Here is a 26,132-nt window from a genome sequence, read left to right on the forward strand (position 1 = left end):
TCGGGTGATCAGAGGCCGTCGAGGAACTCCTCCAGCACCCGGTTGTAGACCTCCGGCCGCTCCACGTTGGGATAGCCGGCAGCGCCCGCGATCGAGACCGACCGCCCGTCGGCGACGGCCCGGACGAGCCGTTCGGGCGAGCGGAGGTGGTCGGGCGAGGACTCGGCCCCGTGCACGGCCAGCACCGGCACGCCGATCGAGGCGATCCGCTCCCCGGGGTCGGGCGCCGGCACGAGATGGTCGGGCTCTCCGAGGGAGTGCTTGGACATGGTGCTCCTGGCCATCCGCATCAGCCGGCTCACGACCAGGGGGTCGAGATCGTCGAGCGTGCGGTGCGGCCCCGGGAGGAGCCTGGCGTACGTCTCCACCGACGCGTCCAGGTCGCCGGCGGCCATCGCCGCGTGCCAGGCCCCCATGACCTCGATGAGCCACGGGTCCTCGAAACGCGGCGCGCTCGACCCGGCGCCGGTGACCACCAGGGCGCTGACGAGCTCAGGATGCTCCAGCGCGGTGTCGACCGCGGTGCCCGCCCCCATGGACACCCCGGCCAGGACGGCGGGGCCCGTGTCCAGGTGACGCAGCAGGGCGGCGACGTCGTCGGCGAGGCGGTAGGGCGCGGTGGCGTTGGCGGAGCGGCCGTGCCCGCGGGCGTCCGGGGCGATCACGCGGTAGCGGGAGGAGAAGTGCCGGATCTGGTCCTCCCACATCCCGTGGTCGAGAAAGCCGCCGTGCAGCAGGACAAGAGGACGGCCGGTGCCGCGATCAATCCAGAACAGCTCTTTCATGACAACCAAGGTGTCATATTGGCCCGAGAATGACAACCAAGGTGTCATGATGGAGAGGTGAGAGAGACAGATCCCGGCCCGGCCGCCGGGGCGCCGGCCGACCGGCTGGCCGAGGTGTTCGACCTGGTGGGCCCGCTCTACCGCCGCGCCCAGCGCAAGGTGGAGCAGGACGTGCCCCGCGAAGGGCTGTCGGTCGGGGTGCGGGCGGTGCTCAACCTGCTGCGCGAGCAGGGCCCGATGACCGTCCCGCAGATGGGCCGCGCCCAGGCGCTGAGCCGCCAGTTCGTGCAGCGCATGGTCAACGACGCGGCCGAGCGCGGCCTGGTGGAGCTCGCCGCGAACCCGGCGCACAAGAGGTCCTCGCTCATCCGGCTCACTCCGGAGGGGCGGGCGGCGATCGACGCGGTGGTCGAGCGCGAGCGCCGGCTGCTGCGCCAGGCCGGCGGCGACCTGACCGAGGCCGAGATCGACTCCTGCCTCCGCGTCCTCTCGCGCCTCCTCCACTTCCTCGACGACGTCGACATGGACTGACCCCGGCACGCCCCCCGGCCTTCCCTCGCTCGCCGGCCGGGGAGCGCTCGTTCAGGGCAGCGCGGGCTCGTCGTCCCACTCGGGGAGGGTCACGGTGCCGGACTGCCAGTCGCGGCGCAGGATGGCGTACGCGACCGCGTCGTGCACCGTGCCGTCCGGGGCGGGCCAGGCCTCGCGGTAGTGCGCCTCCTTCACGTATCCCGACTTGCGGAACACCGCCCGCATCGCGCGGTTGTCCTGCCGGGTGTGACCCTCGATCCTGCGTACTTCGGGGAACTCGTCGAACAGGTAGTGGGTCAGCCAGGTGACGGCCGTCGTGCCCAGGCCCTGGCCGCGACGGGCGGCGCGGATGCGCAGGTCGAACATGGGGGTGTCGTCGGCGAGGTCCTGCAGCCGGATCAGGCCGGCCCGCTCGCCGTCCGCCAGCACCCAGAACGTCCTGTTCTCCTCGTCGTCATAGACGCCGTCGGCGACGCGCTGCCGGATGGCCCGCGCCTCCTGGACACCGGCGTGGTAGGGCCATTCCTCGCCGGTCAGGAAACCGACCAGCGCGTCCGCCTCGTCGGGCGAGAATCTCGGGAACTCGATCTGCACGACTCCCGATCCTGGCAGACGGCGCCGAACCGCCGCCAACCTATTTAGGGCCGGTCGTTTTCCCGGAAAGGGTCCGGGGCCTTCACCTGAGGTGCCCGTCCATGTGGCCCGCCGTCACCACCAGCCGCACCGCCCGGTCGACCCCCGCCACGATCACCGCCCCCGGCCCCGTCTGATCGACCCAGTAGTCGGGCACCGTGGACGGCGCGAGCACCCGGTCGTACGGCGCCCGCTCGGGGCAGCCGAGCGAGCTGCCCCCGACGACCAGGTGCGGGCGGACCCCGGCGGCGGCCAGGTTTCTGCGGGCCGTCTCCGCCACCACCGGGTCCTCTTCGATCGACGTCACGCGCCCCGACTCGCCGGTCAGCCGGCACAGCAGCGCGGTGATCCACCCGCTGCCCGTGCCGACTTCGAGCACCCGGTTGCCGGGATGCGGGTCGAGGAGTTCGAGCAGGTCGACGACGGCGCTGGGGGCGGGGTTGACGCAGGTGTAGGCGGTGCCGCCGGGGCCGAGCGGCGTGGCGATCGGCTTGCCGGAGTAGACGGCGTCCCACCAGCCGGGCGGATCGACCTCCCGGTCGATCGGCACCGCGCCGCCGTCGTCGTCGAGCGCGAGCCCCAGGGAGGGCACGAACCAGTGGCGTGGCACCTTCCGCAGCGCCTGCATGATGGCACCCGTGGCCGGCGCGCGGCGCTCGGTGATGGTCGCGATCATCGCCTCAAGTCGCCACGCCACATGGGGAAGGGTCGGTGAGCTTCGCCGGGTTCCGCCGTCATGCCTGCTCACAGCGCCTCCTTCGGCCGGGCGAATGCTAAGGGTGACCGTACGGCCACGCATCGCGGCCTGGCAAGGCCGTTGCGGAAAACCGCAGCCGATCGCTCACATTTGCCGGGGCCCGCGCGGCCGGTGGCGCTTGGCCGCGCGCTCGTGGGCCCCTCTCAGCAGGCCACGGACCCGCTCGACGGTCTCCTCGTCGCCCGCCGGGTTCAGGATGGCGATCCACCCCTGGGTGGCGTAGTTCGGGTTGGGGATGATCCGGTTGATCACGGTGTAGTCGTGCTCGGCGCGGTGCTCCCGGTGCGCGGCCGGCGGGTAGCCGACGAGCCGCTCGAACTCCGCCCGCCCGACCGCCACGTTCAGCCGGAACACCCCGGGCCGGTTGAGGTCGGACTCGGTGTCGAACCCCTCGTAGTCCTTGGTCACGATCGTCGCGTACGGCAGGCGGCCGTCGGTCGGCACCCGGCCCTCGGGCGCGTAGAAGATGAACGTGTCCCCCCACGCCAGCTCGGGAGAGCCGTCACCCGGCCCGGCCGTCTGCACGAACGTCTCCGGCAGGCCGCTCACGAACTCGATGATGTCCTTCTCGTTCACCACGACTCCTTCTCACAGGTTTCCTGCCTTCAATCGTCTCATTGAAGTGCTATTTGAGGGTTTGCGGCGACAGTGCCGAGGAAAGCGGGTCGGAACCCTCAAGCCGGGGAGGACGCCCCGGGCCGGCGGGCGCGCCTCCGCGCGCCGCACAGGCGCGCCCGGCCTCCGCGCGCCGGCGGGGACGCCGCCCGTGATCGGCCTCGGGCATGCTGGATCACATGTCCGAGACACCTCTGCCCGGCGGCTTCGTGACCGCCGTGGTCCGCGTCGGCGACACCGTCCGCCGTGCCCCGGGGCCGCGGGCCGCGTACGTGCACGAGCTGCTGCGCCTGTTCGAGCGGCACGGCTGGCCGGGCGCGCCGCGCTTCCTCGGCCTCGACGAGCGCGGGCGCGAGATCCTGGAGTACGTGGACGGCCACGTGGCGTGGGAGGAGGCCCAGCCGGACGGCGTCACCTCCGACGAGAGCCTGGCGCGCGTCGCCGAGCTGGTGCGCCGATTCCACGACCTGACCGCGGGCACCCCGCTGGCCGGGAAGTCGGAGGTGGCCTGCCACAACGACCTCTCCCCGAAGAACACCGTCTACCGGGACGGCGGCGCGGGGCTGCGGCCGGTGGCGTTCATCGACTGGGACCTCGCCGCGCCGGGGCGGCGGCTCCACGACGTGGCGCACGTCTGCTGGCAGTACGCCGCCCTGGGCCCCGGCGCCGAGCCCGGGGCGGCCGCGGGCCGGCTCCGGATGATCTGCGACGCCTACGGCCTGGCCGACCGCGGCGAGGTGGTGGACGGCGTCCTGTGGTGGCAGGACCGGTGCCGGCGCGGCATCGAGGCGGACGGGGCGGCCGGGATGCCGCACGCGGTCAGGCTGCGCGCGGACGGCGTCGTCGAGCAGGTCCGCGCCGCCCGCGACTGGGTCGCCGCACACCGCGCCGACCTGGCCCGCGCCCTCCGCTGACCGGCCCGCACGCGGCCCGGGCCGGCTGAAGGCCGAGCCGGTCGAAGGCCGGGGCCGAAGATCGGGCCGGCCGAAGGTCAGGCTGGGCGAAGGCTGGGGTCGAAGGCCGGGCCGGGCGCGGGCGGGTCAGTCAGGGCGGGCCGGCCGGGCGCGTCCAGCGGCACGTAGTCGTGGCGCATGCCGTGATCGCCGAGCCACCGCCGCAGCCCCGCCACGGCCGCCGGATCGGCCGCCACCTGGGCCGCGTACTCCGACAGCGCCACCTCCTCGCCGTCGTCGAACAGCAGCCGCGCGGGCCCCGACCACGACAGCGTCCACCTGGCCTGGCCGAGCTGGATCAGCACCGCCTCCAGCGCCTGCCCCAGCACCCCCGCCAGCAGCGTCGGGGACGGGTTCCAGCCCTGCTCCAGCAGCCTGGCCTCCAGCTCCGCCTGCCGCCCCCGCGCGATCGCCTCGAACGCCGCGTCCAGGTACGGCCGCGCGGCCCCCATCACCTGCTGCCCGGCCGTCGCCAGGTCGTGGAGGGCGTCGGCGTTGCGCGCGGCGTACATGCCGTGCGCGACCAGCTCCTCCCACGGCACCGGACGCAGCTCGCGCAGCGCGTCGGGCGACCACATCGTCCGCTCCACGGCCTGCACCGCCACGTTGGCGTCCATCAGCAGCGTCAGGGCCGAGCGCGGGTCGGGCACGTGCTGCGGCTCCGGCAGGTGCTCGATGGCGGCCAGGCGCTCGGCCAGGCTCGGGTGGGAGTCGTACGGGGAGACCTCCTCGGGCCGCTCGGCCAGCCTGGCCAGCTCGGCCTGGCGCTCGGGGTCGCTCATCAGCTCGTGGAACCCGCCGAACACCGTCGCCGGCCGGGAGCCGCCCGCGCCCGCCAGGACCAGGTAGTTGTCGACGTACAGGTCCCAGCCGGCCGCGGTGGAGTGGATCTTGCGCAGGGCGCCCGCCATGGCCTGCCGGCCGCCGATCGCCACGGCGAACTGGTCGGCCTCCAGCTCCTGCTTGCGGGAGACGGCCTGCGAGACGCGCAGGTAGAGCTTGGCGTACCAGGTGAACAGGCGCTGCACGAACGGATGGTTGCGCAGGCCCTGGACGGTGGCGATGAGCGAGACCCGGCCGCGGTAGACCGGCGCGCCCAGCCGCGTGTGCGCGCCGCTGTAATGGCCGAGCTCGTGCCCGAGCACCGCGCGCATCTCGTCCACGGTGAGCGTCTGCAGCAGCGGCAGCCCGATGAACATGCGCCGCCGGGTGGCCCGCAGGCCCAGCCACCGCGTGTCCTCCGACACGGCCGCGTTCACCTCCGCGACCAGGCGGATCTCGTCGGGCGGCGCGGTGCGCACCCGCTGGGCGAGCTCCTCGACCGTCTGCCACAGGACCGGCTCGTGCTCGCGCCCGACGGCCACGCCGGGCTCCTCGCCGCCGCGCCGGCGGCTGACCATGATCAGGGCCCGGACGAGGGCGATCGCGGCCAGCGTGAGCACGACCGCGAACTTGACGGTGTTGGCGTGGAAGTCGACGACGAGCATGACGTCGATGAAGATGGCGGCCACCAGGATGAGGCCGACCAGCACGTAGAAGCCGGCGAGCAGGGTAAAGGCCAGCACTGCTCGGAACGCTGTCGTCATGGGGGAGGGCTCCCGGGGAAGGGGTTCTCGCGAGGCTTGACACTAGCGGAGACGGGAAACTGGATAAAATCACTTCACTGATGCCGTATTACGACGAGCATGACCAGGAGCGTTGGGTTCCGGAACTTCCCGGCAATCCGGAACGCTCCGCGTTCGAACGCGACAGAGCGCGGGTGCTGCACAGCGCCGCGCTGCGCAGGCTGGCCGCCAAGACGCAGGTGGTGGGCCCGGGAGAGACGTTCGGCGGCGGGCAGCACATCCCGCGCACCCGGCTGACCCACTCGCTCGAATGCGCCCAGGTGGGCCGGGAGATGGGCGCCACGCTGGGCGTGGACCCCGACCTGGTGGAGACCGCCTGCCTGGCGCACGACCTGGGGCATCCGCCGTTCGGGCACAACGGCGAGGTGGCGCTCAACGCGCTGTCGGAGTCGTGCGGCGGCTTCGAGGGCAACGCGCAGAGCCTGCGCCTGCTCACCCGCCTGGAGGCCAAGGTGCTCACCGAGGACGGCCGCAGCGCCGGGCTCAACCTGACCCGCGCCGCCCTGGACGCCGCCATCAAGTATCCGTGGACGTGCGACAGATCACCCAAGTTCGGCGTGTACGACGACGACCTGCCGGTGTTCGAGTGGATCAGGAAGGGCGCGCCCGAGGGCCGGGTGAGCTTCGAGGCGCAGATCATGGACTGGGCCGACGACGTGGCCTACTCCGTCCACGACCTGGAGGACGCCTTCAACCTCGGTCACGTCACCCCCGAGGCGCTCCAGTCGCCCGTGGAGCGCGCCCAGGTGTGCGAGATCACCCGCACCTGGTACGCCCCCGGCGCCGACCTGAACGAGCTGGAGGAGGTCTTCGCCAAGCTGATCGACGACCCGCTCTGGCCGCGCCGCTTCGAGGCCACGCTCGCCGACCTGGCCGGGCTCAAGGCGCTCACCAGCGGGCTCATCGGCCGCTTCTGCCGCTCGGCGCAGGCCGCCACCAAGGAGGAGGCGGCGTACGGCTCGCGCCACCGCGCCGACCTCGTGGTGCCGCACGCCACCAGGCTGGAGTGCGCGCTGCTCAAGGGCGTCACGGCGCACTACGTCATGACCACCGAGGACCACCACGCCACCCAGGCCAGGCAGCGCGAGCTCATCACCGAGCTGGCCTCCATGATCATGCTGGGCGCGCCCGGCACGCTGGAGCCCGCCTTCCGGCCCGCGTTCCTGGAGGCGGGCGACGACGCCGCCCGCGTGCGGGTGGTGATCGACCAGATCGCCTCGCTCACCGACACCTCGGCGGTCGCCTGGCACCGCCGCCTCTCCCGCTGACCGCCCCTCCCGCCGACAAGGGCGTCGCCGGACCCGCCCGGCGGGCGGCGCTTCGCCGAGACCGGCGTGCGTTCATCGCCTACTGGCTGCGCGGCGGCCGGGTCGTGGCCGGCATGAACGTCAACGTCTGGGACGTCGTGGCCGAGATCCAGGAGCTGATCAGGTCGGGCGTCACCGTTGACCCAAAGGAGCTGTCGTCGGGTTGAGGATGATGACGTCGTCGTCGTCCTTCTTCTTGGTCGTCTTCCGAGGCCGCGGGGTCTGGCTCTGCTGCGGCTCCGGCTGGGACTGGAGCTGCCTGGAGGAGCACTGCACCGTGCAGCCCGGCGTCTCGCCCAGCTCGCCGCGCAGCTTCAGCGTCTCGTCCCTGGGCGAGAGCGTGCGGTTGCCCTTCTGCCAGGCGTCGAGGTAGTCCCACGGCTTGACCATGCCCCTGCGCACCCACCAGAACGCGGGCCCGGTCTTCCACGAGATCGCGAAGTAGAGGTTGGACCCGGTGTCGCGGGCGTTGCCCGACCTGCCCACCTTGCCCAGCGCCTGGCCGGCCTTGACGCGCACGCCCGGCTTGATCCCGTCGGCCACCGAGTCGAGGTGGCCGCCGAGGTAGCGCACGCCGTCCTCGCCGATGATCGTGACGAACCTGCCCTCGCGGTGCTCCCCGGCGTCGGTGGCCGGCGACCACCGGTCCTGGAGGTTCACCTCGTCCACGACGCCGTCGACGGGCGCCACGAACGTGCAGCCCCGCTTGGCCCAGATCGTCGTCTTGGGCAGCACGAGCAGCTTGCGCTGGTAGCTGCTCTTGCAGCCCTTCACCGGGAAGGCGTAGGTGTACTTCGACAGCTTCGGCGGCGGCACCTGCACCGGGTCGTCGCCCTTGGGCGGCCGGCCGGCCGACTGGTGCACCGGGGTCGGGGCGGGGCTGGTGGCCGTCGCCGGGGGAGTGCCCGTGATCGGGGCGGTGGAGGGCGGCTTGGCGCCGACTCCCGCCAGCCCGTTGGCCTGGGTGCAGGCACCGGTCAACAGCACAGCGCCCACGACGGCCGCCCATCGTCCGAAATGCCCCGATCGCATGATCTCCACCCGTGTCACCGTTTCCACCGACAACCTTTACCTTTGTAGCCGACCCGGAGCCCCCGCATAGCCGCTTTCCCCCTTTCGCCGCCGCGAGGTGACCCTCGCCTTCCTCCCCGCTCCCGCCGCCGGGGACACGCGGGGCGCCGAACCGTCGGTGGGGCGGAATAGACTTCCCGGCGTGGCTGGCCGGATCCGTGACGTCGACATCGCGCTCGTACGCGAGCGTTCACCCATCGCCGATGTGATCGGCGAGCACATCCAGTTGCGCAACGCCGGAGGCGGCAACCTCAAGGGGTTGTGCCCGTTCCACGACGAGAAGAGCCCGTCGTTCAACGTCACCCCCGAGCGCGGCATGTTCTTCTGCTTCGGCTGCTCCGAGGGCGGCGACGTGATCACGTTCGTCGAGAAGATCGAGCACCTGTCGTTCGCCGAGGCGGTCGAGCGGCTCGCCCAGCGGGCCGGCATCCAGCTCCAGTACGAACAGGGCGGCTACGTCCCCCGGCGCGACCACGGCGAGCGGGCCCGGCTGATCGAGGCGCACCGGGCGGCGGCCGAGTTCTACGCCGACAAGCTGATGAGCCCCGACGCGGCCCCCGGGCGGCGGTTCCTGTCGGAGCGGGGTTTCGAGCGGGCCGACGCCGAGGCGTTCGGGGTCGGCTACGCGCCGGCCGAGTGGGAGGCGCTGAGCCGCCACCTGATGGGGCGCGGGTTCACCGCCGACGAGCTGGTGAAGGGCGGCCTGGCGAAGGAGGGGCGGCGCGGGCCCATCGACCGCTTCCGCGGGCGGCTCATCTGGCCGATCAGGGACGCCACGGGCGACGTGATCGGCTTCGGCGCGCGAAAGCTGCTCGATTCCGACGAAGGCCCGAAATATCTGAATACTCCTGACTCGCCGCTTTACAAGAAGAGCCAGGTGCTTTATGGCATCGACCTCGCCAAGCGCGAGATCTCCAAGCGCGCGCAGGCCGTGATCGTCGAGGGTTACACCGACGTGATGGCCTGCCACCTCGCCGGCGTGCCCACCGCGGTCGCCACGTGCGGCACCTCGTTCGGCGAGGAGCACATCAAGATCCTGCGCCGTTTCCTGCTCGACCAGGCCGAGTTCCGGGGCGAGGTCATCTTCACCTTCGACGGCGACGCGGCCGGGCAGAAGGCGGCGCTGCGGGCCTTCGCCGACGAGCAGAAGTTCGTCACGCAGACCTACGTCGCGGTGCAGAGCGACGGCCTCGACCCGTGCGACCTGCGCATCAAGCAGGGCGACGCCGCCGTGCGCGACCTGATCGCGAGCAGGGAGCCGCTGTTCCAGTTCGCGATCAGGAGCACGATCTCCCGCTACGACCTGCGCAGCAACGAAGGCAAGATCGCCGCGCTCGACGCCGCCGCGCCGATCGTGGCCGGCATCAAGGACGTCGGCCTGCGCAAGCGCTACGCCATCGACCTGGACCGGTGGCTGGGCTTCATGGACGAGCGCTTCGTCATGCAGCGCATCGCCGAGGTCTCCGGCGCCCAGCAGGGCCGCAGCCGGCGCGCCCCCAAGGCGGCGCCGCTCGACCCCGGCGTGCGCGTGGAGGGCGAGCTGCTCAAGCTGGCCGTGCAGCGCCCGGCCCTGCTCGGCCCCCGCTTCGACGCGCTCGACGCGCAGGCGTTCACCGCCCCCGACCACGTCATGCTGCACAAGATCATCGTCGCGGCCGGCGGGCTCGCGGCGGCCGGGCACGGCGGGCGCGAGTGGGTGGACCTGCTCCTGGAGCACGCCCACGAGGAGGGCGCGCGGGGGCTGGTGACCCGCTTCGCGGTGGAGCCGATCCAGGCCGACGCCCACGCCGAGGAGCGCTACGCCGGGGCGATGCTGGCGGCCATCGAGGCCATCGCCGTCGACCGGGCCATCGCCCAGGTCAAGTCGCGCATCCAGCGGCTCAACCCGGTGGAGGAGCAGCAGGAGTACAACAAGCTGTTCGGGGAGTTGGTGGCGCTGGAGCAGCAGCGCCGCGTGCTCAGAGACCGCGCCGCCGGAAGCTGACGACGCCCTCCCGGCCTCGTCGTGGGAAGCGGAATGCGGGTTGCGGGGGCCGCCGAAACCGGGTGAGGTGACGCCCGCTCCCGCCCGCCGGCCCGAGGACGCCCGGGTCCCGGCGCCCCTCGAATCCCGGGCCCGCCGCCGCCCGGGGAACCGTTCCTGAATTCACGTCCGTCTAAACCGCATACGCCCGCCCGTACGACTTCCGTCGAACAGGAAGAAACGCACGGACACCGGCCGCCCCATAAGTTCGCGATAAAGATCGAAATGAGTGGTCACCCCACCGCGCATCACGATCGAACGCCCCGCCACCCGGGAGGAACGGACGCCCGGCAGGTGTCATCGGTGTTCGGCGATCATCTCCGGCCCCCGAGCCGGGCCCCGGGACCCCGTCCGGCTGACGGGATCGCACACCCGGAGATAACGGTTCGGCGGCGATCCCAAGCGGCAAACCAGGGTGGTTGACCAGGAAACCTGGCGCGGTCCAAGGGGCGACAAAGTGGCAGGATAACGGCATGCGGGCAGCCAAACAGTTGCGTCCGACCAGTCGGTGTCGCCGGGCGCGTGAATCAAGAGCGCGTAATTGACTTTACTATCCTGATCAAACTCCGCCCAAACCTTAATGTGATCTCAATTCGGCAAAGACGATCGTCTTACCTTCGGTGACAAAAATGGGTCTGCCATTTGCTGGAACCAATACTGCAGACTGTCTCCCGTGGGTGCATCGGTGCTGCCAAGTGGTCCGCCATCCGTAGATCAGGTGGCGGACCTCGTCGCGAAGGGAAGGGAGCGCGGGAGCGTAACCGTCGATGACGTCGCAGCCGCGCTTGACCGATCCGAGTTGCCGTCCGACGCGCTGGAACGCGTCGTGCGGATGCTCGCCGAGAACGGCGTGGAGGTCCTCGAGCCCCAGGGCGACGAGGAGTCCACCCGCGCCGATGAGGAAGACGTAGGCAAGCGGGCGCCGACCAGCGATCTGGTCCGTATCTACCTTCGGGAGATCGGCCGCGTGCCGCTGCTGACCGCTGAGGAGGAGGTGGAGCTCGCCAAGTCGATCGAGGCCGGCCTGTTCGCCGAGGACAAGCTGGCCAACGGGGTCTCGCGTCTGGCCTTCCCGGAGTTCAGGGAGCTCGTCTGGCAGGGCACCCGGGCCAAACAGCGGCTGATCGAGGCCAACCTCAGGCTCGTGGTGTCCATCGCCAAGCGGTACGTGGGCCGCGGCATGTTGTTCCTGGACCTCATCCAGGAGGGCAACCTCGGGCTCATCCGGGCGGTCGAGAAGTTCGACTACACAAAGGGCTACAAGTTCTCCACCTACGCCACCTGGTGGATCAGGCAGGCGATCACTCGGGCCATCGCCGACCAGGCGCGGACGATCCGCATCCCCGTGCACATGGTGGAGACCATCAACAAGCTCGTCAGAGTGCAGCGCCAGCTCCACCAGGACCTCGGCCGCGAGCCGATTCCCGAGGAGATCGCCAAGGAGATGGACCTCCCTGTCGATCGCGTGGTGGAGATCCAGCGCATCGCCCAGGAGCCCGTGTCGCTGCAGTCGCCGATCGGCGAGGAGGACTCCGACCTCGGAGACTTCATCGAGGACGCCGACGCCGTCGTGCCCATGGAGGCCGCGGCCTTCATCATGCTGCAGGACCAGCTCGACGACATCCTGGCCACGCTGTCCGACCGCGAGCAGCGCATCATCCAGCTCCGCTTCGGCCTGGCCGACGGGCATCCGCGGACGCTGGAGGAGGTGGGCAGGGAGTTCGGCGTCACCCGGGAGCGCATTCGCCAGATCGAGTCGAAGACGCTGGCCAAGCTCCGTCACCCGACGCGGGCGCAGATGTTGCGCGACTACCTGGACTGACCGCTGCGAAAGGGGGCGTCCCGGGCCTGAGCGCCCGGGCCGCCCCCTTTCCGGCGCATCGCCAGAAACCCCCGCCTCCTCCAGTCGCGCGGCTCGGGAGCGCGGCCCTGAGGGCCGGGAGCAGGCCCCTTCCGGGGCGGGCCTAGGAGCAGCCCTCGAACTGCGGCACCGCGACGACGCCGCGGTTCAGCCACTCCGCCCCGAACCACTTGCGCAGCAGCTTCTCCATGGTCTCGTCCTGGTACATCGAGGTGATGGCCCGGTTGACCGCCTCGCACCCGGGCACGTCGCCCTTGGCCAGGCCGACGCCCGTGCGCTGCTCGTTGAACTGCACCCCGGCCAGCCGCAGCCCCGACCCGTCCTGCCCGGCCAGGCCCGCCAGGATGACGTCGTTGGTGGTGACCGCGTCCACCTGCCTGCTCTTCAGCGCCGCCAGGCACCGCTTGTAGTCGGGGAACGGCACGACCCGCGCCGCCACGCCGCGCTCCTCCACCACCCGCTTGGCCGCGTTCGCGCCCTGGACCTCGCAGATCCTCCGCCCGGCCAGGTCGCGCACGTTCGTGATCGTGTCGTCCGGCCGGGTCAGGATGTCCTGGTAGGAGATGTGGTACGGCCCCGCGAACAGCACCCTGCGCTTGCGCTCCTGGTCGATCGTGAACGTGGCCACCACCAGGTCGGCCCGCCCGTCGCGGAGCACCTTCTCCCGGTCGGCGGCCAGCACGCCCAGGAGCGTGTGCTCCTTGCCCAGCCGGTCGGCGAGGGAGCGGGCCACGTCCACGTCGAAGCCCTCGAACCTGCCGTCGGAGCGGCGGAATCCGACCGAGGGCAGGTCCGTGCGCACCCCGATGACGAGCTTCTCCTTGTCCAGGATCGACTCCTGGGCACTCACCCCGCAGCCCGCGGCCGCCATCGCGGCCAGGACCAGCACCACCGCCAGCACCCGCTTCACCGGTACTCCTTGAGTCGAGGCCACACCCCGGCGATCACCAGCAGCCCGATCGCGCCGATCGCGAAGGGCAGCAGCCGCCACAGGTTGTCCAGCGCGCGCTCGCCGCGCTCGACGGCGCTCTCGAACACCTTCCAGTGCGAGTCCGAGAGCCGCACCAGCGCCTGGTCGTAGCCGGCGAACGCCGTCGTGGCCGTCTCCAGCCGCGCCGCCACGGCCTTGCCGGTCTGCCCGCCGGCCGCCAGCCGCCGCAGGTCCGCGTCGGCGGCCTGGAACGCCTGGTAGGTCTGGAAGACCTCCTTGCCCTGCCTGCCGACGAGCTCCGGCCCCAGCATGCCGAGCGCGGTGCTCGACCCGGCGGCCACCGCGGCGTGATACTTGGCCAGGTTGCCGGCGTTGTAGTACAGGACCGACAACGACTTGTCCAGGAACGTGTGCTCGTAGGTGTCGGCCCGCTCCCGGTCCAGCAGATAGCGGCTCTGGTCGCCCTGCATGCTGTTGCTGATCGCCCGCGTCTTGGCCAGCGTCAGCACCGAGTCGAACCCGGCCGCCTTCGCCGTGCGCAGGGCCCGCTCGTCCTGGTCCAGCACGGCGAGCCCGGAGAACAGCGCCACCGCCGTCGTCACGGTCGCCACCACCAGCGCGGGCCCGAACACCCGGCGGAAGCGCCGCGCCAGGAACACCTGCAGCCAGATCAGGCAGGCCAGCGCCACCAGCCCGGCCACCAGCACCGCGGCCCGCAGGAGCGGCACCGTGAACTTCTTGTCGTCGTAGGTGGCGCGCACGATCGTGCCGCTCTCCAGGGTCAGGTTGTACGCCTGCGGCAGCAGCACCATCCGCATCAGGTCGGTGGCCTCGCGATAGGTCCGCACCACCTCGCCCGGCGGCGGTCCGGGAGCGTGCGCCGCCCGCTCGTCCAGCAGCAGCGCCTGCCCGGCCAGCCGCTCGTAGCGGCCGAGCCCGTCGAGCACCGACTGCACGGTCATGCGCTCCACCGGGTTGTCGCCCGACAGCTCGAACGCCTCCAGCAGCGACCGGTTGGCCTCGGCCCGCCGCGCGTCGTAGCGGGCCAGGGCCTCCCTGCGCTGCTCGGGATAGCCGTTGCCCATCACCAGCACGTTCGCCACCTGGGCGTCCATGTCGCTCAGCGCCAGGTAGAGCCCGGCGGTCGCGACGACCTGCGGCCCGGCGTCGCGGCCGATGACCCGCAGCCCCTCGCGGGCGCTGGAGCTGCCGACCGCCAGCGCCGCGAACAGCAGCGCCAGCGAGGCGACCGTGACGCCGGAGATGACCCGGATCCTGCCGGGCACGCTCCTGCGCCGGGCCGGCGCCGCGGGCCCGGCCTGCGCCGGCTGCGGGGGCTGCCCGCCGGCCTGCGCCGCCGGGGCGGGGGCGGCGCCGGGGGTCTGCACCACGGTCACGGCGTGCCCTCCCTGATCGTGATCACGGTCCACGCGCCGAGGTGGATGCGGTCGCCCGGCCCGACCGGGACCGGCACGTTGACCTTGAGCTGCCGGCCGTTCACCTGCGTGCCGTTGGCCGAGCCCGGGTCGACCAGCAGCCATGAGCCGTCGGGCTGGGACAGCAGTACCGCGTGCAGGTGCGACACCCCCGGGTCCTCGGGCGGACCGGTCAGGTCGATCTCCGGCCGCACGCCTCTGGCCCGGCTGCGCCGCCCGATGCGCACCTGCTCGCCGTGCAGCGCGAACGACCGCTCCGGGCAGTACGGCGGGAACGCCATCGCGGCGGCGTCGGGCCCGCCCTCGGCGATGACCTTCTCGTAGTAGGCGCGGTCGGCGCCCGTGACGGCCTCCCACCGGGCTCCCGTCACGGGCGGCCGGAGCGGCGCGCCGCTGCCGCTGTAGTCGTGGCCGCACACCTCGCAGAACTGCCCGGCGCGCGGCGTCCGGCAGATCGGGCAGCTCTCGGCGGCCGGCGCCTGGGACGGCGCGGGGTCCTGCGCCGAAGGCCGGGGTGGGGGCGGGGCCGCCATCTGGGTGCCGCAGACGTCGCAGTAGTCGTCGGCGCCCGACGGGTGCCCCTGCGGGCAGGTCGCCATCAGCTTCCTTCCTTGCGCAGCCGGCTCGTCCGCACCGAGCCGGTGTCGAGCTCCAGCTCGTCGGCCTTGTCCACGTGCCTGCGCAGCCGGGCCGTGCCCGTGGCCGGATCGACCTCCACCACCTTCTCCAGCAGCCTGGCCGTGTCCTCCCGGCCCGACTCGGTGGCGATCTGCCGCGCCTTGGCCAGCCGGGCCGTGGCGGTGTCGACGTCGCCCATGGCGCGGGCGCTGAGCCCGTCCTGGATCAGCTCGTGCAGCTCGGCCTGGCCGGTGTAGTGGGCGACCTTCCTGTTGATGCGGGTGGACTGGGCCAGGTCGTCGGTCCACTGGGCCAGCACGTTGCCGCTGGCCAGGACCTCCTGGGTGTCGGGGCGTACGAGCTTGACCCAGCCCGCCCTGATCTCCTGCCCGATCTGCCCCGGCGGCACCTCGACGCAGACGTGGTACTCGCGATCCTCCGTCCCCCACGACCCGGTCGGGTAGTCGCCGGTCAGCGGATTGACGTCGGTGCGCTTGCCGGTCAGGTCGAGCAGCGTGGGGGAGACCTGCTTGACGAACTTCAGCCGCGCGGTCTGCGGCACCCACACCCGCAGCGACAGCTCGGCCACGGTCTTGCTCATCGACGCCTGCGTGAGCCTGCGGAAGTACTCCGGCAGGTCCCCCTGGTCGCGGACGTAGTCGAACGTCCCCAGCATCGCCTCGGCCACCTTGCGCAGCTCGGCCGGCACCCAGTCGTCGCCGACGCCCAGGCTGTCGCACACGAACGTGCCGCTCCAGCCCGCCAGCACGGAGGCGAACACCTCGGCGCGCTCGTTGTTCTGCCCGTCGGTCATCAGCAGCGCGTGCCTGATCGCCGACGGGTGCGAGGTCAGCAGGTGGCCGGCCAGCTTGATCCACTCGCCGATCGCGGTGCCGCCGTGCGCGCTCAGCCGGCCGATGGCCCGCTCCGCCTCGGCCCGGGTGGCGGGGTCGGCCCTGACCAGGCCGGCGTTGCGGCCCGGATAGACGACCTTGGCCTGGTCGGTTCCGGAGATCACGGCGAAGTGGACGCCGTCGCGCAGCGTCTGCACGGCGGTCGCGGCCGCCTGCCTGGCCTCACGGATCTTGCTCCCGCTCATCGAGCCCGACGTGTCGATGATGATCACCTCGGCCGCCTCCGCGGGCCCGGAGCGGACGGGCGCGCCGCCCGCCGAGCCGACCGTCAGGATGGCGTGCACCTCGCGGCCGTCAAGGGGGAGGTACTTGTTCTGGTCGATGTTCAGCGTGAAAGCGGGCTGGTCAGCCATGCGACTCTCCTAAGGGGATCAAGGCGATCGTCACGTTGTCCTGGCCGCCGCGGGCCAGCGCGTGGCGCAGCATGCGGCGCGCCATCTCAAGGGGCGTCCCGGAGGCGGGGAAGGCGTAGCCGTCCAGATAGCGCCACAGGCCGTCGCTGCACACCAGCAGCAGCCCGGGCTCCTCGGGGACGAAGGTCCGCACATGCGGGGAGACGTCCTCGGCGTCCGCGCCCAGCCACGCGGTGATCTCGCCGGTCTCCACGGCGTCGTCCTCGGTCAGCAGGGTGCCGGCGGGCAGCAGGTACGCCCGCGTGTCACCGGCCCAGCCGACCGTCACCCGCCCGTCGGGCGCGACCACGGCCGAGACGTACGTGCACGCGGGCGCGTCGTGCACCGAGGTGGCCAGCTTGCTCACGGCCCGGCCCGCCAGCGCGAACGCCTCCTTCTGCGGCAGCCCTCTGGCCAGCGCCGCCGCCGCGGTCTCCACGGCCACCGCCGAGGCCTCGTCGGCCCTGGGCGAGCTGCCCACGCCGTCGCACACCACGGCCACGACCGACCCGTCCGCCTCCAGCAGCGCCACCGCGTCCTCGTTCCTGGCGCGCCGCAGGCCCTTGTCGGTGACCGCCGCCGCGCCGCTCCCGAGCACCACCTCGGCGTGGTCCCTGCCGGTCGGCTGCCGCATGCCGCACCGCTCGCAGTAGCCCTCCGCGTCCACGGCGGCCGTGCGGCAGGACACACAAGCCGGCCCGCCCAGCGCGTGCCCGCACGCCTCGCAGTAGGCGTCACCCGCCACGACGGGCGCCTCGCACACGGGACAAGCCCGCCCCCGCACCTCGCCGCCCGCCCCGGGAAGCGTCCCGGGGACCATCTCGGGGCCCGGCTCGCCGCCCGTCCCGGGGGGCGTCGCGGGGCCCATCAGATCCACGTCCTCGGCCGCACGGCGTTGGCCTGGTCGATCAGCGCGTGGCGTTCCTGGCGGGACTCCGCCGCCACCGCCAGCCTGCGGTAGATGCCCTCCAGCCGCCTGCGCAGCCCCTGCTCGGTGAACGGCGCGCCGGCCAGCCGCACGTCCCTGGGCGGCGGCGGGCTGCTCTCCAGCCAGGTCAGCGCCCCGTCCAGCACCTCGGCGACGATCAGGTCGCGGCGGCGCGGGTCGAGATCGGCCTGGCTCGTCACCCGCTCGGCCGCGCCCACCAGGTCGGCCGGCGCGAGCGCGCTCAGGTCCGCCCGGCGCACCACCGAGGCCGCCAGCGCCACCTGCGCCGCCACCCGGTAGACCGACGTGGCCGGCACCTCGTCCAGCACGCTCATCCGGCCCGACCTGGCCAGCCCGAAGGCGGCGCTGACGTAGGCGTGGTCGGTGCGCCAGACGACGTCGTACCAGGAGGTCGCGGGCTTGCCCGCGCATTCCAGGGCGAAGGCCAGCGCCAGCTTGGGCGCCGTCTCGCCGGGCAGCGCCGACAGGCACGCGTCGAACATCGGCACCGCCTCGCCGGCCCGCCCGGCCGCCAGCGCGTGCACCCCGCGGTACCAGGTGACCCGCCAGTCGCCGGCCAGCTCGCGGTCCAGCTCGTCCAGCGCGACGGGCGCGTCGGGCGCGCCGGACTCGGCCAGCAGCCTGACCCGCATCAGCCTGGTCTCGGGGGTCTGGGGCAGCGCGGCGAGCTGGTCGATCAGCTCCTTGCCGTCCCTCCCGACCAGCCCGGCCAGCGCGCCCGCCGCCTGGTCGGAGGGGTCCACCAGCGGCGTCGGCAGCGCTCGCGCCACCGCGGCCGGGTCGAGCGGCGGGAACACCTCGCCGCCGTCCTCCGACAGCGAGGTGCCGACCGCCGCGCGCTCGGGCCCGAACAACGTCGACAGCGCCGGGTACGGCACCCCTTCCTCCAGTGCGCTGACCTCGCGCAGCACGCCGACGAGCTGCTCCTCCATCTCCCACGCGCTCTGGAACCTGGCGGCCGGGTCGGGCGCGGTCGCCTTGCGCAGCAGCCGGGTGAACGAGGGGTGCCCGCAGTCGTCCGGCAGCGGGTTGGCCACGCCGCCCGTCGCCGGGCTCCACCCCGGGATCGCCAGCGCGGCCAGCGTCCTGGCGACCGTGTAGAGGTCGGAGGGCACCGACGACGGCCGGCGGTCCAGCTCGGGGGCGTGGTAGCCGGGCGTGACCCACGACGAGCCCACCGGCGAGCCGAACGGCTGCACCGCGCCCAGGTCGATGAGCTTGAGCCGCCTGCCGACCCTGATCACGTTCGCCGGCTTGAGGTCGCAGTAGGCCAGGTTGTTCTCGTGCAGGTAGCCGAACGCGTGCAGGATCTCCCGGCCGTACATCAGCGCCTCGCGCAGCGGCAGCGGGCCCTGGCGGCGCAGCTCGTGCAGCGACTGGCCGCCGACGTACTCCATGACGATGTAGCCGAGCCCGGCCGAGCGCTGGAAGTTGAAGATCTTGACGATGTTGGGGTGGTCGACCGCGGTCAGGAACCTCCGCTCGGCCTCCGCCGCCGCCAGCGCCTCCGGATCCATGGTGTTGAGCAGGCCCTTGAGCACCACCCACCGGCCGTCGAGGTTCTCGTCGGAGGCCAGGTAGATCCAGCCGAGCCCGCCGTGCGCCAGGCACCCCAGCACCCGGTACTGCCCCGCGACCAGGTCGTCCTTGCCCAGCTTCGGGGTGAAGGAGAACTGGGTACGGCAGTGCGGGCAGAACCCGTCCGTCAGCCCCGGCCGCCCCTCGCGGGAGCGGCCCACCGGCTTCTCGCAGTCGGGGTTGGCGCAGAACCGCTTCCTCTCCGGCACCTGCGGATCGGCCAGCACGGCGGTCGCCGGGTCGCGGTAGGGCACGGAGGGCAGGTCGGCGATGGTGGCCAGCACGCCGGCCCGCGACCGGCCGCTGCTCGAAGGGCCGCTCATCGACCTGCTCACGGGCTGGGTCCGCAACGGCACCGACGACGCTGACGCCGACGCCGGCCGTGACGCCGGGGCCGACTGGGATGCGGACTGGGACGCCGATGGCGTGACGGCCGAGGGCAGGGGAGGAGAGCTCTCGGCGTGGCCGCAGAGGTCGCAGTAGCCGTCCTCGATCGTTCCCGTGCAGCCGGGCTGCGCGCAGCGGGTCATGCCTTACCTCCGGAGATCGCGCGCTGGTAGGTCTCGACGGCCGCCGCCGCCCTCGTCAGGTCGCAGGGGGCGCTCCACAGCAGCGTGCGCGCCCGTTCGTACAGCTCGCCGGTGGCCGGGTCCTCGGCCAGGCCCTTGCGCACCGCCATCGCCTGGCAGGCGCCGAGCCGGCCGCGCAGCTCGTCCCGCCTGCCGACCAGGCCGTACAGCGCCTTGGCCGTGGCGCGCGCCTGCTCGGCCGCCCGGCGGGTCTCCTCCTCCAGGGCCGCCAGCCGCCTGGCGCGCACCACCCAGGGGTCGGCGGAGGCGTCCAGGCCGGCGAGGCCGGCGCTCAGCTCCTCGACCCTGCCGCGCGGCTGCGCCTGCGGCGGCAGGGCGATCTTGACGACGACCGCGCCGTGCGCCAGCCGGGCCTCGCTCTCGGCCGCCCGCACCAGATCCAGCGCGGCCACCAGGTTCTCGCGGCGCCTGGCGTACTCGCCTTTGACCACGACCGCCAGCTCGGCCTCCGCGCGCAGGCCGGACAGCAGGCGGGCCAGGCGGTCGAGGTCCTGCTCGGCGGAGGGGCCCAGCGGGTCCTCCACGACCGCCGCGCGCAGGCGTCTCAGCTCCGACTCCGGCCCGGCCAGATCGGCGGCCTCGCCCAGCTCGCGCTCCAGCTCCCTGACCCGGCGCAGGTCGGCGTCGGCCTCGTCGAGGCGGGGCAGCACGGTGTTCCAGACGGCGTCGATGTCGTTGAGCGCCGCCGTGACCTCGCGGAAGGCGGCGTCCATCCGCGCCACCGTCGCGTCGAGCGTCAGCCGTTCGTCGGAGCGCGGCAGCAGCGAGCGCTGCTCGACCGGTGCGACGGCGGCCGGTAACACCACCGACGGGCCCATGAGCAACTCCGTGATCCGGGCGAGCTGCTCCGCGCCGAGCCTGCCGCGCGCCGCCCTGACCTGCTCGGCGTCACGCAGCACGGCCCGGTAGGCGTCGTTCAGCGCCCACAGCGCCGCCAGCGACTCCTGCGCCGCCGCCCACCGCAGCCGGGTCGCCCCGCGTAAGGAGGCGCCCTTCAGCAGCCGGTAGGTGGTGTGGGATTCGAGGTCGAGCAGGTCGCCGGAGATGCGGTCGCGCTCGTCCGCGCGCGAGCGTAACGCGTGCTCCGCGCCCTCCCTGCTCATTGGTGGTCCCAGGCTCATCACGCTCCCCGTGAGGAGGCCCCCCGACACCCCGGTTATACCTCCCGAACGGAGGGTCTCCGGGGTTTGGTTCCTTTGGCTCGGGGTGGCCCCTGACTTGTCCCTGATTCAACCCCGGATCGCCTGCAATCCGCTTAACGATCTCTTAGCGTTTCAGGACATGGGACGAATTCTTCTGATCGTCGCGGCCGTCGTCGCCGCGCTCCTGCTGCTCGGCCCCCTCGTGGGCTTCGCCCTCTCGCTGCTCAAGTGGGCTCTCGTCATCGGCGCCGTGGTGCTGGGCGTCGCCTTCCTGTCGAAGTGGCTCAAGAGGACATAGCTTCTTGATACTTCCCCAGTCATAGTTGAGTGATGGAGGCGCGGCCCGCGGTCGACGACGTCGCGCTCGGGCGCGAGGCACTCGCCGTGCTCGAGGCGAACTGGACGGGCACTGGCACCGTGCCCGCGCCAGGGCTGTACCCACACCAATGGAGCTGGGACTCCGCGTTCGTCGTCATCGGCCTGGCCAGGCACCGGCCGGACCGGGCCCGCGACGAGCTGCTCAGCCTGCTGCGGGGGCAGTGGGCGACCGGCATGGTGCCGCACATCGTCTTCCACACCCGCGAGGCGTACTTCCCCGGACCGTCCGTGTGGCGGTCGCAGGAGCACGACGCCGCGCCGCGGGTGCTCACCTCGGGGCTCACCGCGCCGCCGCTGCACGCGCTGGCGCTGTGGTGGCTCTACCGGCACACCGGGGACGCCGCGTTCGTCAGGAAGGCGTACCCGGCGCTGGCGGCCCAGCACGACTACCTCGCCACGGCGCGCGACCTCGGGGGCGCCGGGCTGGCGGCGATCGTGCACCCGTGGGAGTCGGGCATGGACGACAGCCCGGCCTGGGACGCGGCCCTCGACGCGCTGCCGACGATCAGGTACGGCTACCGCAACGTCGAGCTGGACGAGCGCCACCCCGGCAGCGACCACGACCGCTACGTCTGGCTGGCCATGCGCTACCGCGACGCCGGATACAGCGCCGGCTACCTGCGCGACGAGCATCCGTTCGCGATCGAGGACCCCATGTTCAACGGGATCTGGCTGGCCTCCTGCCAGGCCATGGCCGAGCTGGCCCCGCTGGCGGGCGCCGACCCCGTGCCCCATGCCGAGCAGGCCGAACGGCTCAGGCAGGCCATGATCGACCGGCTGTGGGACGGCTGCTACTACGCCAGGGACCTGCGTACCGACCGGCTGATCAAGGTCTGCACGGTCGGCGCGTTCGGGCCACTGCTCGACCCCGGCCTGCCCGCCGACCGGCTCCAGGCCGCCGTGGAGATGCTGGAGTCGGCCAGGTTCATGGGGGCCACCGGCTACCCGGTGCCGAGCTGCGAGATCCGCGCCAGCCAGTTCGACCGCACGCGTTACTGGCGCGGCCCCTCCTGGGTGAACACCAACTGGCTGCTGCGCAGGGCCGCCGCCGTGCACTCGCTCGACCATCTCGGCCGGCAGCTCACCAACGGCACCCTGCGGCTGGTGCGGCAGGCCGGCTTCCGGGAGTGCTTCGACCCCTTCGACGGCAGCGGGCGCGGCTGCCGGGACTTCTCATGGAGCGCGGCGCTCACCCTGGATCTGCTCGCCGATACCGTGGAGGAATGAGCCTCTTCCGCCGCCTGCCCGCCGACGTACGCAAGTCCTTGAAGACCGAGGAGGGCGAGCGGGTGCTGACCTTCGCCCGCACCGACGCCGGTCACGTGGTGGCGACGAACCTCGCCCTCTACCTGACGGACGGCACGCGGGTGCCGTACGAAGAGGTCGACAAGGCGTCATGGGACGAGGAGGGAGTGCGCCTGCTCACCATGGACGGCGTGCGCCACTTCGAGCGGATCGCCGAGCCGCGCCTGCTGCCCGAGACCCTGCGCGAGCGCGTCAACTCCACCATCGTGGTGAACAAGCACGTCAACCTGCCGGGCAGGGGCGGCGTGCGGCTGGTGGCCCGGCGGCGGCCCGGCGGCGAGGTGCTCGGGTGGACGTTCGTCTTCGACGACGGGCTCGACCCGACCGACCCCGGCCTCCGCGCCCAGGCCGAACAGGCCCTGGAAGGGGTGCGCCGGAGCATGGGCGTCTGACCACGCCCGTGAGGGGTGCGGCCGGCGCGTGACCGCCCTGCGGGGGCCTGCGTGGGCACGTGACCTGCCCGTGAGGCACGCGACTGCCCGTGGGGGGTGGGGGGTGCGGCATGGGCGTGGAACGAGGCCCTGGGGGGTGCGGTACGGGCGTGTGAAGTGCCCCACACTCAGGCCCATCGCCGGGCTGATTCCTGGCGTGGGTCAGTAGGGAATGCCGCTTTCGCGGGCCTTCTGGTCCACGTCCTCCTTACCGGGCCAGCCGGTGCCGGTCTCGGGCTTGTGGCCGTCGTCGCTGAGGAACGGGATGCGCTGCTGCAGCGTGCCCCCCACCTTCGACCTGGCCATCCCCGCGACCTTCGACGCCTGCGCCCCGACGATCCCGGCCACTTCCTGCACCCGTGGATTGTCGGCGACGCGTTGCGCCGTCCGCTTGATCTGTTCGTACCGTTCCCGTCCGGCCCGGCTGCCCAGCACGTAACCGACGGCCAGACCAACGGCGAATGTCATCCGATAACGCATTTTGCACCTCCGCTGTCTCCGGGCCTACCCCGCTTGCGATGCGACACGCACTCCCGGAGTGCGCTAATCTATTCCTGCGCACGACGGAGGGGCCCAACGGCCCCGACGAAGTGGGCAAACAGTTCGATCCCGCGTAGCTCAACGGCAGAGCAGCCGGCTGTTAACCGGCAGGTTATAGGTTCGAGTCCTATCGCGGGAGCTGCTCTCAAGCAAGAGGTTGGCAGCTCAGGCCCTCTCACCGGTAACAGGTGGGAGGGCCTGAGTCGTTCCAGGAGCCAATAGGGGAGCCACCATCCAGTTGGCTTGTCGGTCCCGAACACCGCATCCATGGCTCGCACCGTGGACGATGACGGCCATGCGGATCGCGCGTGCCTACTGGTCAGCGGCCAGGTTCGGTGGTCAGGTTCGGTGGTCAGGGACGCACCTGCTGCGGGTGTACGGCAAGCTGGGCGTCTCCGACCGCACCTCCGCCGTGCCGGCCGCGCTGGACCTGGGGCTGGTGCGGCGGCGTACGTGAGGATCGGCCCGGTGGCGCGTCCTTGTTTGCCGTCATATCGCGGAATCGGCAGGACAAGGCGGGCCGGGCGCGGAAGGATGGGAGGGCCGGTCCGCGGGGCCGGCGCCGCGGGAAGTCGTGGGGCGTGGCGAGGAGAGGGCGCCACCGCCAGGAGACGCCGCCGACCCGGAATCGGCGGGGTGCTCCGATGACGCAGAAGTGCTGGTCGCCGCGTGCCTACCTGGATCAGGTCCCTTCGTCCCTTCGACGCGCCCGCCACCCGGGCGGTGCCCGGGCGCACCACCGACCTCCGCGAGGCGGAGCGTTTCATCAGGCTCTTCCACGCCGAGAACCCCTCCGCGGGCGGCATGGCCGCCCGCCTGCGCGACGTCGCCCGTGACGTGGCCCGCTACGGGGCCTACACCCACACGTACGAGGAGCTGCAGTTCGGCGCCAGGGTGGCGTGGCGCAACAGCAGCCGGTGCATCGGCCGGTTGTACTGGCGCTCGCTCAGGGTCCGCGACCGCAGGGAGGTGGGCACGGCCGAGGGGGTGGCGCTGGAGTGCGTGGCCCACCTGCGCGAGGCCACGGGCGACGGGAAGATCAGGCCCACCGTCACCGTCCTCCCCCCTGACACCCCCGCCCTGCGCGGCCCCCGGATTCTGAACGACCAGCTCATCCGCTATGCCGGATACCGCACCGAGCACGGCGTCGTGGGCGATCCGCGCAACGTCGCGCTCACCGAGACCGCGCGGGCGCTGGGCTGGCGCGGCCGGGGCGGCCGGTTCGACGTGCTGCCCGTCGTCATCCAGCCGGGCCTCGGCCGCCCGCTCCTCGCCAACCTGCCGGGGGACGCCGTGCTGGAGGTGCCGCTGAGGCATCCGGATTACCCGTGGTTCGAGGAGCTGGGGCTGCGCTGGCACGCCGTACCGGCTATTTCCGACATGTGCCTGGAGATCGGCGGGATCTGCTATCCGTGCGCGCCCTTCAACGGCTGGTACATGGGCACCGAGATCGGCGCCCGCAACCTGGCGGACGGCGACCGCTACGACCAGCTTCCGATCGTCGCCGAGCGGCTCGGGCTCGACGTCTCCACCGAGCGGTCCCTGTGGCGCGACCACGCGCTGGTGGAGCTGAACGTGGCGGTGCTGCACTCGTTCGAGGAGGCGGGGGTCACCATGACCGACCACCACACGGAGTCGCGCCGCTTCCTGACCCACCTGGCCAAGGAGGAGAAGGCGGGACGGGTCTGCCCGGCGGACTGGTCGTGGATCGTGCCGCCGCTCTCGGGCGGCGCCACCCCCGTCTTCCACCGCTACTACGACACCTCCGTCCTGACCCCCAACTTCGTCCCCCGCCACTGACCCGTCCCCTCGCGGTCGGCCGGCCAGCTCGCCACCGGCCGGCCAACTCGCCGCCGGCGCGCCGTCCGGGGCGGGCGCGTCCTCCGCTGATCCTTGCCTTTCCCCGCTAGAACATGGTTCTGTTGGGGGCATGGTGGACCTCGTGCTCTCGAACCTCGACGACCAGGGCGTGCTCACTCTGACCTTCAACCGGCCGGACACGCTCAACGCCTGGACCGACGCCATGGGGCGGCGCTACTTCGACCTGCTGGCGGAGGCCGAGCGGGACCCGGCCGTGCGGGCCGTGGTGGTCACCGGCGCGGGCAAGGGCTTCTGCGCGGGGGCCGACTTCAAGACGCTGAACGCCATCCAGAGCGGCTCCTACGACCAGGTGCCCGACCCGCGGCCCAACACCTTCCCCACGACCATCCGCAAGCCGATCATCGCCGCCGTCAACGGGGCCTGCGCGGGGCTGGGCATGGTGCACGCGCTCGTCTGCGACCTCGTCTTCACCGCCGAGGAGGCCAAGTGGACCACGGCCTTCGTGCGGCGGGGGCTGATCGCGGAGTACGGGCTCGGCTGGGTGCTGCCGAAGATCATGGGGCAGCAGCGGGCGATGGACGTCCTGCTGTCGGGGCGGGTGTTCACCGGGCGGGAGGCGTACGAGCTGGGGCTGGCCAACCGGGTGGTGCCGGGGGAGGAGCTGCTGGCGCGGGCGCGGGAGTACGCCGGCGACCTGGCGGCCAACTGCTCGCCGGCGTCGATGGCGGTGATCAAGCGGCAGGTGTGGCACGACTGGGACGTCACGCTGGAGCAGTCGGCCAAGTCGGCCACCCAGGAGATGATCGCCTCGTTCGGGCGGCCGGACTTCGCGGAGGGCGTCGCGAGCTTCCTGGAGCGCCGCCCGCCGAACTTCCCGCCCCTGTGATCCTGTGACCCGCCCCCGCCCCCGCCCGCGACCGGGGGCCCTGTGACCCGCCCCCGCGAC

General features: G+C 72.4%; 26 protein-coding genes and 1 tRNA gene. 13 read left to right on the forward strand and 14 right to left on the reverse strand.

Features of this window, described 5'->3' with window-relative positions:
- Window positions 1-8 precede the first annotated feature (8 nt).
- Window positions 9-785, reverse strand: coding sequence for an alpha/beta fold hydrolase (locus tag IO39_RS24190; RefSeq protein WP_084773405.1), 777 nt, complete (start codon window positions 783-785; stop codon window positions 9-11).
- A gap of 57 nt (window positions 786-842) precedes the next feature.
- Between IO39_RS24190 and IO39_RS24195 the strand changes: the two genes are divergently transcribed.
- Window positions 843-1,316 (forward strand): MarR family winged helix-turn-helix transcriptional regulator, encoded by a 474-nt coding sequence (locus IO39_RS24195; RefSeq protein ID WP_043627510.1) that lies wholly within the window; start codon window positions 843-845, stop codon window positions 1,314-1,316.
- A gap of 51 nt (window positions 1,317-1,367) precedes the next feature.
- On the opposite strand, the gene IO39_RS24200 is transcribed toward IO39_RS24195, so the two are convergent.
- The 3 genes from IO39_RS24200 to IO39_RS24210 all read right to left on the reverse strand — a co-directional run bounded on the left by IO39_RS24200 (window position 1,368) and on the right by IO39_RS24210 (window position 3,282).
- A complete protein-coding gene (locus IO39_RS24200; RefSeq protein ID WP_052423305.1) occupies window positions 1,368-1,910 on the reverse strand; it encodes a GNAT family N-acetyltransferase in 543 nt (180 codons plus the stop codon).
- An 82-nt stretch (window positions 1,911-1,992) separates the two neighbouring features.
- On the reverse strand, window positions 1,993-2,646 hold the full coding sequence (locus tag IO39_RS24205; protein ID WP_169789108.1) for a protein-L-isoaspartate O-methyltransferase family protein: 654 nt from the start codon (window positions 2,644-2,646) through the stop codon (window positions 1,993-1,995).
- Window positions 2,647-2,790: 144 nt separating this feature from the next.
- Entirely contained in the window at window positions 2,791-3,282 is a 492-nt protein-coding gene (locus IO39_RS24210) for a DUF6194 family protein (RefSeq protein WP_043627720.1), read from the reverse strand.
- Between the two features lie 218 nt (window positions 3,283-3,500).
- Between IO39_RS24210 and IO39_RS24215 the strand changes: the two genes are divergently transcribed.
- Entirely contained in the window at window positions 3,501-4,235 is a 735-nt protein-coding gene (locus IO39_RS24215; protein WP_043627722.1) for a phosphotransferase, read from the forward strand.
- A 77-nt stretch (window positions 4,236-4,312) separates the two neighbouring features.
- On the opposite strand, the gene IO39_RS50905 is transcribed toward IO39_RS24215, so the two are convergent.
- The gene (locus IO39_RS50905) at window positions 4,313-5,860 is read right to left on the reverse strand and encodes a M48 family metallopeptidase (protein ID WP_084773409.1); all 1,548 of its coding nucleotides are present in this window, start codon (window positions 5,858-5,860) and stop codon (window positions 4,313-4,315) included.
- An 80-nt stretch (window positions 5,861-5,940) separates the two neighbouring features.
- Between IO39_RS50905 and IO39_RS24225 the strand changes: the two genes are divergently transcribed.
- Window positions 5,941-7,167 (forward strand): deoxyguanosinetriphosphate triphosphohydrolase, encoded by a 1,227-nt coding sequence (locus IO39_RS24225; protein WP_043627517.1) that lies wholly within the window; start codon window positions 5,941-5,943, stop codon window positions 7,165-7,167.
- A gap of 171 nt (window positions 7,168-7,338) precedes the next feature.
- Here IO39_RS24225 and IO39_RS24230 read toward each other — a convergent pair whose 3' ends face one another.
- Complete coding sequence (locus IO39_RS24230) at window positions 7,339-8,193, reverse strand: M23 family metallopeptidase (RefSeq protein WP_245642181.1); 855 nt, start codon at window positions 8,191-8,193, stop codon at window positions 7,339-7,341.
- 226 nt (window positions 8,194-8,419) lie between these two features.
- On the opposite strand from IO39_RS24230, the gene dnaG reads away from it, so the two are divergent.
- Both dnaG and rpoD read left to right on the forward strand, forming a co-directional pair.
- The gene (dnaG, locus tag IO39_RS24235; protein WP_043627520.1) at window positions 8,420-10,261 is read left to right on the forward strand and encodes a DNA primase; all 1,842 of its coding nucleotides are present in this window, start codon (window positions 8,420-8,422) and stop codon (window positions 10,259-10,261) included.
- A gap of 757 nt (window positions 10,262-11,018) precedes the next feature.
- On the forward strand, window positions 11,019-12,122 hold the full coding sequence (gene rpoD / locus IO39_RS24240) for an RNA polymerase sigma factor RpoD (protein WP_241563834.1): 1,104 nt from the start codon (window positions 11,019-11,021) through the stop codon (window positions 12,120-12,122).
- A 142-nt stretch (window positions 12,123-12,264) separates the two neighbouring features.
- Here the strand turns inward: rpoD and IO39_RS24245 are convergent, their stop codons facing one another.
- Genes IO39_RS24245 through IO39_RS24270 form a run of 6 tightly spaced genes read right to left on the reverse strand, consistent with a single transcriptional unit; the run spans window position 12,265 to window position 19,263 of the window.
- Window positions 12,265-13,071, reverse strand: a complete 807-nt coding sequence (locus IO39_RS24245) for a transporter substrate-binding domain-containing protein (RefSeq protein ID WP_043627524.1) — start codon at window positions 13,069-13,071, stop codon at window positions 12,265-12,267.
- Window positions 13,068-14,489 carry a GlnX family signal transduction membrane protein gene (locus tag IO39_RS24250; RefSeq protein ID WP_211267146.1) on the reverse strand — a complete coding sequence of 474 codons (1,422 nt, stop codon included), beginning with the start codon at window positions 14,487-14,489 and terminating at the stop codon, window positions 13,068-13,070. The genes IO39_RS24245 and IO39_RS24250 overlap by 4 nt, the downstream gene beginning before the upstream one ends.
- Complete coding sequence (locus IO39_RS24255; RefSeq protein WP_043627526.1) at window positions 14,486-15,127, reverse strand: FHA domain-containing protein; 642 nt, start codon at window positions 15,125-15,127, stop codon at window positions 14,486-14,488. Before IO39_RS24255 ends, IO39_RS24250 begins: the two co-directional genes overlap by 4 nt.
- A complete protein-coding gene (locus tag IO39_RS24260; protein WP_043627528.1) occupies window positions 15,127-16,413 on the reverse strand; it encodes a vWA domain-containing protein in 1,287 nt (428 codons plus the stop codon). Before IO39_RS24260 ends, IO39_RS24255 begins: the two co-directional genes overlap by 1 nt.
- Window positions 16,406-17,320, reverse strand: coding sequence for a PP2C family protein-serine/threonine phosphatase (locus IO39_RS24265; protein WP_157548826.1), 915 nt, complete (start codon window positions 17,318-17,320; stop codon window positions 16,406-16,408). Before IO39_RS24265 ends, IO39_RS24260 begins: the two co-directional genes overlap by 8 nt.
- Window positions 17,320-19,263, reverse strand: a complete 1,944-nt coding sequence (locus IO39_RS24270; protein ID WP_439331482.1) for a serine/threonine-protein kinase — start codon at window positions 19,261-19,263, stop codon at window positions 17,320-17,322. The genes IO39_RS24265 and IO39_RS24270 overlap by 1 nt, the downstream gene beginning before the upstream one ends.
- Between IO39_RS24270 and IO39_RS59895 the strand changes: the two genes are divergently transcribed.
- Window positions 19,250-19,462, forward strand: a complete 213-nt coding sequence (locus tag IO39_RS59895) for a hypothetical protein (protein WP_043627532.1) — start codon at window positions 19,250-19,252, stop codon at window positions 19,460-19,462. The two genes, IO39_RS24270 and IO39_RS59895, sit on opposite strands and share 14 nt — an antisense overlap.
- Before the next feature lie 43 nt (window positions 19,463-19,505).
- On the opposite strand, the gene IO39_RS24280 is transcribed toward IO39_RS59895, so the two are convergent.
- Window positions 19,506-20,672: a hypothetical protein gene (locus IO39_RS24280; protein WP_052423309.1), complete on the reverse strand. Its 1,167-nt coding sequence runs from the start codon at window positions 20,670-20,672 to the stop codon at window positions 19,506-19,508.
- A 178-nt stretch (window positions 20,673-20,850) separates the two neighbouring features.
- On the opposite strand from IO39_RS24280, the gene IO39_RS54710 reads away from it, so the two are divergent.
- The 3 genes from IO39_RS54710 to IO39_RS24290 are packed head-to-tail and all read left to right on the forward strand — an operon-like array spanning window position 20,851 to window position 22,786.
- Window positions 20,851-21,009, forward strand: a complete 159-nt coding sequence (locus IO39_RS54710) for a hypothetical protein (RefSeq protein ID WP_157548828.1) — start codon at window positions 20,851-20,853, stop codon at window positions 21,007-21,009.
- Window positions 21,010-21,041: 32 nt separating this feature from the next.
- The gene (locus IO39_RS24285) at window positions 21,042-22,316 is read left to right on the forward strand and encodes an amylo-alpha-1,6-glucosidase (protein ID WP_043627535.1); all 1,275 of its coding nucleotides are present in this window, start codon (window positions 21,042-21,044) and stop codon (window positions 22,314-22,316) included.
- Window positions 22,313-22,786 carry a hypothetical protein gene (locus tag IO39_RS24290; RefSeq protein ID WP_043627536.1) on the forward strand — a complete coding sequence of 158 codons (474 nt, stop codon included), beginning with the start codon at window positions 22,313-22,315 and terminating at the stop codon, window positions 22,784-22,786. The genes IO39_RS24285 and IO39_RS24290 overlap by 4 nt, the downstream gene beginning before the upstream one ends.
- 201 nt (window positions 22,787-22,987) lie before the next feature.
- Here IO39_RS24290 and IO39_RS24295 read toward each other — a convergent pair whose 3' ends face one another.
- A complete protein-coding gene (locus IO39_RS24295) occupies window positions 22,988-23,305 on the reverse strand; it encodes a hypothetical protein (protein WP_043627538.1) in 318 nt (105 codons plus the stop codon).
- A gap of 127 nt (window positions 23,306-23,432) precedes the next feature.
- Here IO39_RS24295 and IO39_RS24300 point away from each other — a divergent pair.
- From IO39_RS24300 to IO39_RS24310, 4 genes are all read left to right on the forward strand, one after another.
- A tRNA-Asn gene (locus tag IO39_RS24300) sits at window positions 23,433-23,504 on the forward strand.
- 156 nt (window positions 23,505-23,660) lie between these two features.
- Entirely contained in the window at window positions 23,661-23,822 is a 162-nt protein-coding gene (locus tag IO39_RS57960) for a helix-turn-helix domain-containing protein (protein WP_245642182.1), read from the forward strand.
- A gap of 212 nt (window positions 23,823-24,034) precedes the next feature.
- Window positions 24,035-25,165: a nitric oxide synthase oxygenase gene (locus IO39_RS24305; protein ID WP_084773416.1), complete on the forward strand. Its 1,131-nt coding sequence runs from the start codon at window positions 24,035-24,037 to the stop codon at window positions 25,163-25,165.
- A gap of 130 nt (window positions 25,166-25,295) precedes the next feature.
- Window positions 25,296-26,072, forward strand: coding sequence for an enoyl-CoA hydratase-related protein (locus IO39_RS24310; protein WP_043627539.1), 777 nt, complete (start codon window positions 25,296-25,298; stop codon window positions 26,070-26,072).
- Window positions 26,073-26,132: the final 60 nt, after the last annotated feature.

The sequence above is a fragment of the Nonomuraea candida genome (genome assembly GCF_000725485.1).
Lineage (GTDB): Bacteria > Actinomycetota > Actinomycetes > Streptosporangiales > Streptosporangiaceae > Nonomuraea > Nonomuraea candida.

Bases quoted from the DNA above. Each gene is read 5' to 3' on its own strand.
- IO39_RS24190 (WP_084773405.1), bottom strand. From the start codon at position 785: ATGAAAGAGCTGTTCTGGATTGATCGCGGCACCGGCCGTCCTCTTGTC.
- IO39_RS24215 (WP_043627722.1), top strand. From the start codon at position 3,501: ATGTCCGAGACACCTCTGCCCGGCGGCTTCGTGACCGCCGTGGTCCGC.
- IO39_RS50905 (WP_084773409.1), bottom strand. From the start codon at position 5,860: ATGACGACAGCGTTCCGAGCAGTGCTGGCCTTTACCCTGCTCGCCGGC.
- IO39_RS24225 (WP_043627517.1), top strand. From the start codon at position 5,941: ATGCCGTATTACGACGAGCATGACCAGGAGCGTTGGGTTCCGGAACTT.
- IO39_RS24255 (WP_043627526.1), bottom strand. From the start codon at position 15,127: ATGGCGACCTGCCCGCAGGGGCACCCGTCGGGCGCCGACGACTACTGC.
- IO39_RS24260 (WP_043627528.1), bottom strand. From the start codon at position 16,413: ATGGCTGACCAGCCCGCTTTCACGCTGAACATCGACCAGAACAAGTAC.
- IO39_RS24265 (WP_157548826.1), bottom strand. From the start codon at position 17,320: ATGGGCCCCGCGACGCCCCCCGGGACGGGCGGCGAGCCGGGCCCCGAG.
- IO39_RS59895 (WP_043627532.1), top strand. From the start codon at position 19,250: ATGGTGGCCAGCACGCCGGCCCGCGACCGGCCGCTGCTCGAAGGGCCG.
- IO39_RS24280 (WP_052423309.1), bottom strand. From the start codon at position 20,672: ATGAGCAGGGAGGGCGCGGAGCACGCGTTACGCTCGCGCGCGGACGAG.
- IO39_RS54710 (WP_157548828.1), top strand. From the start codon at position 20,851: ATGGGACGAATTCTTCTGATCGTCGCGGCCGTCGTCGCCGCGCTCCTG.
- IO39_RS24285 (WP_043627535.1), top strand. From the start codon at position 21,042: ATGGAGGCGCGGCCCGCGGTCGACGACGTCGCGCTCGGGCGCGAGGCA.
- IO39_RS24290 (WP_043627536.1), top strand. From the start codon at position 22,313: ATGAGCCTCTTCCGCCGCCTGCCCGCCGACGTACGCAAGTCCTTGAAG.
- IO39_RS24295 (WP_043627538.1), bottom strand. From the start codon at position 23,305: ATGCGTTATCGGATGACATTCGCCGTTGGTCTGGCCGTCGGTTACGTG.
- IO39_RS57960 (WP_245642182.1), top strand. From the start codon at position 23,661: ATGCGGATCGCGCGTGCCTACTGGTCAGCGGCCAGGTTCGGTGGTCAG.
- IO39_RS24310 (WP_043627539.1), top strand. From the start codon at position 25,296: ATGGTGGACCTCGTGCTCTCGAACCTCGACGACCAGGGCGTGCTCACT.